General features: G+C 51.9%; 5 protein-coding genes, 1 tRNA gene, 2 rRNA genes and 1 pseudogene (1 of these 9 running past the window's edge). 4 read left to right on the forward strand and 5 right to left on the reverse strand.

Features of this window, described 5'->3' with window-relative positions:
* Positions 1-199: 199 nt before the first annotated feature.
* Positions 200-625 carry a hypothetical protein gene (locus tag QPJ95_RS05135; protein ID WP_270918572.1) on the reverse strand — a complete coding sequence of 142 codons (426 nt, stop codon included), beginning with the start codon at positions 623-625 and terminating at the stop codon, positions 200-202.
* Positions 626-1,176: 551 nt separating this feature from the next.
* Between QPJ95_RS05135 and QPJ95_RS05140 the strand changes: the two genes are divergently transcribed.
* The 4 genes from QPJ95_RS05140 (at position 1,177) to QPJ95_RS05155 (ending at position 5,161) form a co-directional block, all read left to right on the forward strand.
* A complete protein-coding gene (locus tag QPJ95_RS05140) occupies positions 1,177-1,947 on the forward strand; it encodes a tyrosine-type recombinase/integrase (protein ID WP_270918573.1) in 771 nt (256 codons plus the stop codon).
* A 325-nt stretch (positions 1,948-2,272) separates the two neighbouring features.
* Positions 2,273-3,208: a glycosyltransferase gene (locus tag QPJ95_RS05145; protein WP_270918574.1), complete on the forward strand. Its 936-nt coding sequence runs from the start codon at positions 2,273-2,275 to the stop codon at positions 3,206-3,208.
* A 226-nt stretch (positions 3,209-3,434) separates the two neighbouring features.
* On the forward strand, positions 3,435-4,466 hold the full coding sequence (locus QPJ95_RS05150; protein ID WP_270918575.1) for a glycosyltransferase family 2 protein: 1,032 nt from the start codon (positions 3,435-3,437) through the stop codon (positions 4,464-4,466).
* A gap of 11 nt (positions 4,467-4,477) precedes the next feature.
* Complete coding sequence (locus QPJ95_RS05155) at positions 4,478-5,161, forward strand: hypothetical protein (RefSeq protein WP_270918576.1); 684 nt, start codon at positions 4,478-4,480, stop codon at positions 5,159-5,161.
* A 40-nt stretch (positions 5,162-5,201) separates the two neighbouring features.
* Here QPJ95_RS05155 and QPJ95_RS05160 read toward each other — a convergent pair.
* From QPJ95_RS05160 to QPJ95_RS05175, 4 genes and pseudogenes are all read right to left on the reverse strand, one after another.
* A pseudogene (locus QPJ95_RS05160) lies at positions 5,202-6,063 on the reverse strand (integrase core domain-containing protein).
* 445 nt (positions 6,064-6,508) lie between these two features.
* Positions 6,509-6,585: transfer RNA gene (locus QPJ95_RS05165), tRNA-Met, on the reverse strand.
* Between the two features lie 212 nt (positions 6,586-6,797).
* A 5S ribosomal RNA gene (gene rrf / locus QPJ95_RS05170) occupies positions 6,798-6,912 on the reverse strand.
* 273 nt (positions 6,913-7,185) lie between these two features.
* Positions 7,186-8,830, reverse strand: a 23S ribosomal RNA gene (locus QPJ95_RS05175) (it continues 1,206 nt past the right edge of the window).

Here is an 8,830-nt window from a genome sequence, read left to right on the forward strand (position 1 = left end):
GCCGTCCACTAAGGTCAGGATTGGGCCGTTAGTGACCGTGAGGGGAAAGGGAAGTGGCCTGATTTCTGCACCCTGCACATTTCGTCACTAAGGGCGGATACCGGACCTTCGCTGCGATGAGCGTCAATGGCCAAGTTGCGGACAAAGTGACAGCAAAAAGGCACTGCCCAGAGCATCAAAAATAGTTTGCAATGAATTGCTAAGTCTGGCTGCGAACAATGCTTTGAAGGATGCCAATAAAGGCTAGAGTGCCGCCGTAGAAGACGGGAACAATGACCCCAGTGGGTATGTCTGGCATGTCGGCGTCGAGAAGACGAATGACTACTAAAGGGAGGCAGGAAGCGGTGAATATTGTTCCTTGGAGGTAAGCCGTAGCTTTCTCAATCTTTGGCAGCGACGGGTATGCAACTTGTCTATTTGTTGGGCTATTAAATATGAGACGTTCCTTATTCTGGTTCATGTAGCGTAAAACAAATACTGATCCGGCTAGAAAGATCAGCAGTGCGGTCAACTGAAAACCAAGCGCGGTTGAACCGAAAAGGACGATAGTCATCAAAGCCGCCAGACCATGAAGCCATAAAGCGATTGAAATTCCAAATTTTCCTCGAAGCGATAAGATGAACATCCAGACTTAGCTCTCCATTCTTTGTTTCTCACTTACATGCTGCACTACGCTCAAATGGCTTACAAGGGCTCTGACCGGCCTTTCACCGAAGTGGTCATGAACGGCGGCTCTGGGCCGTTCGCGCCAGTTGGGCCAGTAACAGTGAACGCGGCAAAGTCCGCAACCTGGTCTCCTGTGGGCCATGCCGAGAAGGTCCGCGATCCGCCCGAGGTGACCTGCCTCCATGGTGCTGTTGTTTGCTGCACGGTGCAGCACCAGCGTCGCACTGCGCGGGCCAGCACAAACGCAGATGGCCACCCGAAGGTGGCGCTAAGTGTCTGTGTTTCTAGTAGAATTTTATGGTTGCGGGAGAAGGATTTGAACCTGCGACCTTCAGGTTATGAGATAGCTTACACGGAGTCGCACAGAGTTCTCCGACTTACGCCATCCCACCCTATCGCATTGAATCTGTTGGTTTACAATTAACGCGAGACGCGCCCACCTTCTCCGCCTTACCCCGTGGTTTGCTTCCAGTTGCTTCCACGAAGATCCAGACGGGCAAGGAGAACGACATGGCAAAGCTAACCAAACGCGTGGTCGATGCGCTGCAATCTGACACCAAGGTCTACTTTGTCTGGGACAGTCAGATAGCCGGGTTTGGGCTGCTGGTCATGCCATCCGGTGCCAAGACCTATCAGGCAAACCGCACCCTCGGCATGTTGTCCAAGATGTTCAATTTGGCTGAGATATGGGGGTTAAGACCAGATGGGCCAAATCCCTGCCGCCATGTGCCCAAATATAAGGAAGTAAAACGCGAGCGTTACCTGAGCCAAAACGAATTGCCGCGACTGGGTCAAGTGCTGGGCGACGCGGCACAAGACGGGTCAGAAACACTATACGTGATTGCCGCCTTTCGATTGCTCGTTCTGACGGGGTGCCGACTCGGTGAAATCCAAACCCTGCAATGGCAGTTTATCACCGATCACGGCATGGAGCTACCAGACAGCAAAACCGGCGCGCGCAGGATACCCCTGCCAAAAGCTGCCCGTGCCATCCTGAGCCCCCTGCCACGAGTCGGCAGCAACCCTTTTGTGATTGTCGGGCGGATTGAGGGACAGCACATAACCGACTTACAGCATCCTTGGCGGCGTATTCGCAAGAGAGCGCAATTGGACAATGTACGCATTCACGACCTACGCCATACCTATGCGTCAAACGCGGTTTCCTCTGGCATGCCCATCCAGATGGTTGGGCGACTCTTGGGGCATAGCCAAATTCAGGCAACCATGAGTTACGCACATCTGGCGGATGATCCGGTCCGCCGCGCAGCCGAAAAGCGCTGATAATGAGTTGAAAAAAGCCGCGTGAACGCCGCATTCGGCCACTTCTCTTGCGTAACCTGGAATTTCAGTTTCAACATAAACTTGATGGAGTGAAGATGAAAAAAGTATACACACTATGTTGTCGGGGATGCGGGGCGAAGAAAGTATCCCAGCGTTGTGCCGTCGCGAAGGCAAGGCCGAAAGTCTGTATTGCAGAGGGTTAAAGACGTTGGGAAAAGAGGAGAAGCACTGCCCGACTGTCGATCCGGATCGGCAAGCGACGTCGCTTGAGGTTGGACGGGAAAAGACAATTACAATTTCTGCGGTAACGCGAATGCGACCGCTGATGTTTGACACCCTGCTAAAGAGCCTGGAAAAGTTACGTGTGCCACCTGGAACCAAATTGCAGTTTTGCTTTGTGGAAAATGGTGAATCGCTGTCGGTTGGCCGGAGGGTCAAAGAGTTTTGCCAAATCACTGGCTTCAAAGCGGTCGCGATATGTGAACCTAGGCTTGGTATTCCCTTCGCGCGCAATGCCGCCCTCAATTGGGCTCTCGTTAACGGTGCCGATTTTTTGGCGTTTATCGATGACGATGAGGTCGCGAAAAAAGACTGGATGGAAAAGTTGTACGCGGCCATTGAAGCGCGCGGTTTGGACCTGGTTGGCGGCCCTGTTTGCCCGGTCACGCCTGATCAAAACTTGAGGAATGGAAGGCTGTCGACAATTGAGTCTACGGTTTTCCGCGGTTGCGAGGTGCGGGCGCATAGGATGGCGCGCAATAACAGCCGTCGAAGCCGCGCGAACACCGACCATCAGGTTACCATTGTGACCAATAACTGGCTTTGCAGATTGGATTTTCTGAGGCAAAACAAAGTAAAGTTCGATGAAGGCTTGGGGTACTCTGGGGGGTCGGATGCGGCATTTTTTCGTGCCGCTAAGAAAGCAAAAGCACGCACAGGATGGGTGCCTGATGCTGTTGTCATGGAAGAAATTCCAGTAAGTCGATTGACTTTAGGCTATCACTTTATGCGCGGGAGGGATCAGGCGATTTCTTCATACATAATAAAGTTTTCCCAAGGCCAGCCCTCAAGGCCCTTCGTCTCTTCATTGTTGTTTGTCGTGAGCAAGTTGCTTCTTGGGATGGCCCGTCTCATTGCGGGCCTGTTTGATCGTGGCAGGAGCGTTGTTCTCGCAATGCGCGCTTTCGGTTTTGCTTGGGGGCGTATTTTAGCGGTGTTTGGATACAGCAGCAGCCATTATAAAAATGTCCACGGCTCTTAGGAGGCGCTTTCCCAGCCAGAGTCGTCTCCGACATTTCTGGTTTTGTGACCCCCAAATCTTCGTTACTCACTCCTGAGTAGTGATGCCCCGTTTTCGGTGAACGAAAGCGGATACATGTTCATGAGTATACTTGTTCGAAAAACGGTTAAACCACCTGTAAGGATGGAATACTCAAGCTTGTTCGGATAGCAGTGAGCTTCTATTTTTTCGGAAGGTGAAGCCCGTTTTGCTCAGTACTATTATCGTCTCACCACGCGAACGTTTCAGTTCGCTGCCAGAATCCTTGCAGTCACTGTTTTTGACCATTCCAAAGGATCAGCCAGTCATTGTCGTCGAGGGGGCCACCCCACCTGATATTCGGGCCGAACTCGAAGAACTGCGGAAACGGCGGCCCTTTACCCTTGTGTCATTGCCGTATCCTGTCACGCCAAACGAGGCCCGTAACCGAGGGGTGAAGCTTGCCAAGACTGCCTATGTGGTCTTTTGTGATAACGATATCGCATATGAGGCTGGGTGGTTGAGTGCGCTTGAAAAAACCGCAGTTGCGGAACAAGCGGATGCCGTTGCTCCGCTTATATTTATTGGTCCTTCTACACCCAAAAGAATACATCATGCTGGCGGCTCTCTCATTGCTGAAAAAAGTTCCTCAAGCGTGGTTTTGAAAGAAAAACATCGGCTGATGAACCAAGATTGGCCTGAAGTGAAAGATCGCATTGATGAACTTGCGCCCGTATCGAACGAAGTATGCGAGTTTCATTGCGCGATGGTCAAAAGGTCCTTTCTGCAAGCTGTCGGCGGGTTAGATGAACGCCTGATAACACGCGAACAAATGGATTTTGCCCTGCAAGCAAAGGCGCACAACGGGCGGGTCGTATTTTCAAGAGCAGCGCACGTAACCTATCGCGCACTTGACCCCATTGCCCGCCTCGATGATCTTCACTATTTTTTGTTTCGCTGGAGCGATGAAAAGGTGGTTCAATCACTGAACGCTTTTGAGAAGAACTGGTCAGTAAGTTCAGAGCGTGACAGAGTGCGATTTGGCTGGACCCGTCGTCACAGACGCAGTGCCGTTGCTTCGTACCACAAAAATATATCCAAAGTTCTGGGATCAAAACTTACGGGAAGGATCCTGCTGCCCATGGAAGAGCGTCGTGCTAAATCGCACTTCAGGAAGTCCCTTGCGCAACACGAAGCTGCCCCAAAGACAGAACCCCGAACGACAATCGTTGCCGAAGAATTATTCGACTTTAAGGTTTAAGGGGCTGCATCATGATTGTTGCTGGCATGTCTACAATACCGTCGCGCGCGCATACGTCTCCGTTAGCAATTGCCTCTTTGCTGCCGCAGGTCGATCGCCTTTGGTTGTCTCTGGACGGATATGAAGCGATCCCAGCCTTTGCTAAACATCCAAAGATCATTTGCCAATTCGGACAGCAGCACGGTGGGCTGAAGGCTGAAGGCAAGTTTCTTGGGCTTGCACTGGATGATGATGCGCAGATTTACGTCAGCGCCGATGACGACATGCTTTACCCCAAGAGTTTCGTGCGGCATCTCGCGCGAATGTGCATTTTGCACCCAAAACCTGTTGCGGTTGGCACTCATGGGAGCGTGTTTAAAAAAGATATTCGCAGCTATGTAAGTGACAGAAAAGTTACCATGTCGCGACACTCTCAGATCAGGCCGTGGAGAAAAGTTGATGTGCTTGCGACCAATGGCACAGTTCACCTTGTCAAAGATCTAAAATTTGATTGTCGCAATTGGACATACCGCAACCAGGTCGATCTTAACTTCCTCGAGGAAGCTTCGAAACAAGACGTCGGCTTAGTCACAACAATGCGCCCTCGAAGTTGGACAAGGCCATTGGAAACACGCCAAAGCAACAGCATCTACGCAAATCTTTTAAAGAATGATTCCGTTCAGACTTCTAGGATATGTAAGATTTTAGGCCGTTAGTGGGTAATCCCCCCATTTTTAATGGGGCCCGCTTATAGAACTACGCGGCCATTTTCAGTTTCATGGCAGGGGTGATCCCGCCGATAGCCTTGTTGGGTCGTTCATTGTTGTAAGTCCATAGCCATTCAGTGGCTTGTTCCTGCGCCTCCTCAATCGTTTCGAAAATGTATTGCCCGAGCCATTCGCCCATTGCCCGGCAGGCGATGCAAAGCATCGCTGAGAGGCGCGAACCGTGCGATTGTAGCGCTCAATATAAGCGTTCTGTTGCGGGTTTCCGGGCTGGATGTATTCAAGCCTCACACCTTGCTTCGCAGCCCATGCCGTTGGGGTTCCGCTAACATATTCGGGCCCACTATCTACTCGGATTGTATTTGGCTTTCCCCGCCCTTCGATGATCTGGTTCAAACTGCGCACAACGCGCTCAGCTGGCAGTGAAAAATCTACTTCGATGCCCAAGCCTTCGCGATTGAAATCATCCAGGACGTTTAGTGTCCGGATGGACCGGCCGTCAGCCAGTTGATCCGCCATGAAATCTCCTAACGGCGTTTGCTACGCAAAAGCCTGTCGGGCAGTGAACGACCAAGTGTCATTCGGCATATTCACCGAGAGGTTCCTTACGCAGGCCCTATCAGTGAATGCGTGCATTCAGCTGCCGGGTAATAGATGGCCTTAACGCTTTTTTCCCAGTGCTTCCTTCAGCAGATCATTTTGCATGCTCATCTCAGCATACATTTTTTATGCCAGCGGTTCTGTTCAGCCAAGCCTTTCATCCCTGCAACAAGTGACGCATCCATGCCGCCGAACTTAGCCCGCCATTTAGAAAAACTGGCGCTGCTCATCCCATGCTCGCGGCAAAGCTCAGACACCGGTACACCGCCCTCTGCCTGCTTCAAGATCGACATAATTTATGCGTCGCTCAATCGTGCTGTCTTCATCAAAAATCTCCTCAGATATCTTGCCGAGAAAATTCTACTTTTGAACACCGATAATCTTAGGGGGATTACCGGTCTATTGATGATGAGTGGAGTAGCTTGTGTTCTGAGCTTGATCCAATCGACAATTCGTTACCTCTAAACGGGTGAATGGATCAAGTTTCGGATACGCGGCATTCCCCCAAAGCTACTACAAGAACTCCTGCTTCTAAGGGTTGCCATGGAGTCGCTGCTGCCGTTCGCGGCATACGGTTCGAATGGCCGCTGATGGGCCGTTAACCCCTTACCCGCCTGTTTGCACCTGTTGCACGGTAGCCACGCTTCGAACTGGCTCCGCATGCTTCCGCACGCGAAACCTAAACGCAAACAACCCCGCCGAAGCGGGGTGTAACGTGTTGTAATTTGTTGGTAATATTGGTTGCGGGAGTAGGATTTGAACCTACGACCTTCAGGTTATGAGCCTGACGAGCTACCGGGCTGCTCCATCCCGCGACACTTATAGTGGGCTATCGCTTACGCTACTTGAGCCCTGGTATTTGTTTGTTCACCACGAGGGTGATTTCGAACATCTACCTTAGCCTCTTGCTATCGTAGCTTTCGGCCGTTTGTCTCTTCACCGGTCTGCGGAGAGACGTGTCATCCTTCAGGAGGTTTTGATTGTTCTGAAGGTATTCTATTTGTTTTATCGTTGGGGATTTTTCTAGGTTTGGCGGTGCCCTACTCTCCCACACCTTAAGATGCAGTACCATCGGCGCAACAGTGCTTAACTTCCGGGTTCGGGATGGGACCGGGTGTTTCACTTGCGCTATGACCACCAAACCGAGGAAAATCCCCGCTTTGGAGAGATATACGGCGAGCTTGCAGAGCAAGCGCGCCGAGCAGGAGACAGTGTCTTTGCGAAGCAAAGGCGCGTTCCTGCATCAACTCCGGAGTGTTTGCCGACGGCAAGTCACTCCGTTTTGTCCAAGTCTTGTATAGTCTGATACGTGTCTTGCCACCAGTTATGGCGACCTTAAGACACGGTTGGAATGTATGCTTTGATTGTCGTTCACAGAGTTTTTGTTATTGCTAACAGTCTGTCTATTACTGGATCAAATCAAGCCTATCGGGCAATTAGTACCAGTCAACTGAACGTGTTACCACGCTTACATCTCTGGCCTATCGACGAGGTGGTCTACCTCGGCCCTCAGGGATACCTTGTTTTGAGGGGGGCTTCCCGCTTAGATGCCTTCAGCGGTTATCCTGTCCGAACATAGCTACCCAGCACTGCCGTTGGCACGACAACTGGTCCACCAGTGGTTCGTTCACCCCGGTCCTCTCGTACTAGGGGCAACTCCTCTCAAGTATCCTACACCCACGGCAGATAGGGACCGAACTGTCTCACGACGTTCTAAACCCAGCTCACGTACCTCTTTAAACGGCGAACAGCCGTACCCTTGGGACCTGCTCCAGCCCCAGGATGAGATGAGCCGACATCGAGGTGCCAAACACTGCCGTCGATATGGACTCTTGGGCAGTATCAGCCTGTTATCCCCGGCGTACCTTTTATCCGTTGAGCGATGGCCCTTCCACTCGGGACCACCGGATCACTATGACCGACTTTCGTCTCTGCTCGACTTGTCAGTCTCGCAGTCAGGCTGGCTTCTGCCATTGCACTCAACGACCGATTTCCGACCGGTCTGAGCCAACCTTCGCGCGCCTCCGTTACGCTTTAGGAGGCGACCGCCCCAGTCAAACTACCCGCCACACAGGGTCCCGGATCCGGATAACGGACCGCGGTTAGACATCAAGCAGAGCAAGGGTGGTATCTCAAGGGAGGCTCCACCAAAACTAGCGTTTTGGTTTCGAAGCCCACCACCTATCCTGCACATGCTCGGCCTAATGCCAATGTGAAGCTGTAGTAAAGGTGCACGGGGTCTTTCCGTCTAACCGCGGGAAGCCTGCATCTTGACAGGCAATTCAATTTCGCTGAGTCTATGTTGGAGACAGCGGGGAAGTCGTTACGCCATTCGTGCAGGTCGGAACTTACCCGACAAGGAATTTCGCTACCTTAGGACCGTTATAGTTACGGCCGCCGTTTACCTGGGCTTCAATTCAGAGCTCTCACCCCTCCTTTTAACCTTCAGGCACCGGGCAGGCGTCAGACCCTATACGTCGTCTTACGACTTCGCAGAGCCCTGTGTTTTTAATAAACAGTCGCCACCCCCTGGTTTGTGCCCCCAGCTTCCACTTGCGTAGAAACCGGGCCTCCTTCTCGCGAACTTACGGAGGTATTTTGCCGAGTTCCTTCAACATAGTTCTCTCAAGCGCCTTGGTATTCTCTACCTATCCACCTGTGTCGGTTTAGGGTACGATCTCATGGAAGGGCTATTTCCAGGGACCTCTCAGCAGCCCATTCAATCCGATAAGGATGAACTACCTCTGAGATCCGTCACCACTTCCTGGCCCAGGAATATTAACCTGGTTCCCATCGACTACGCCTTTCGGCCTCGCCTTAGGGGTCGGCTTACCCTGCTCAGATTAGCTTTAAGCAGGAACCCTTGGATTTTCGGCGAGAGTGTCTCTCACACTCTTTGTCGCTACTCATGTCATCATTCTCACTAGTGATCTCTCCACCGGATGGCTTACGCCCCGGCTTCATCGAAAGATCCGGTCCTCCAAAATGCCCCGAAGGACACTAAAGAGGATAGGATCTATGTCACACTACGCTCTGCTACCATGCACTTACGTGCATCCT

Origin of the sequence: Parasedimentitalea psychrophila (assembly GCF_030285785.1) — a bacterium.
In the GTDB taxonomy this organism is placed as follows: Bacteria; Pseudomonadota; Alphaproteobacteria; order Rhodobacterales; family Rhodobacteraceae; genus Parasedimentitalea; species Parasedimentitalea psychrophila.

Coding starts and splice junctions, on each gene's coding strand:
- QPJ95_RS05135 (WP_270918572.1), bottom strand. CDS start 625: ATGTTCATCTTATCGCTTCGAGGAAAATTTGGAATTTCAATCGCTTTA.
- QPJ95_RS05155 (WP_270918576.1), top strand. CDS start 4,478: ATGATTGTTGCTGGCATGTCTACAATACCGTCGCGCGCGCATACGTCT.
- QPJ95_RS05140 (WP_270918573.1), top strand. CDS start 1,177: ATGGCAAAGCTAACCAAACGCGTGGTCGATGCGCTGCAATCTGACACC.
- QPJ95_RS05145 (WP_270918574.1), top strand. CDS start 2,273: ATGTTTGACACCCTGCTAAAGAGCCTGGAAAAGTTACGTGTGCCACCT.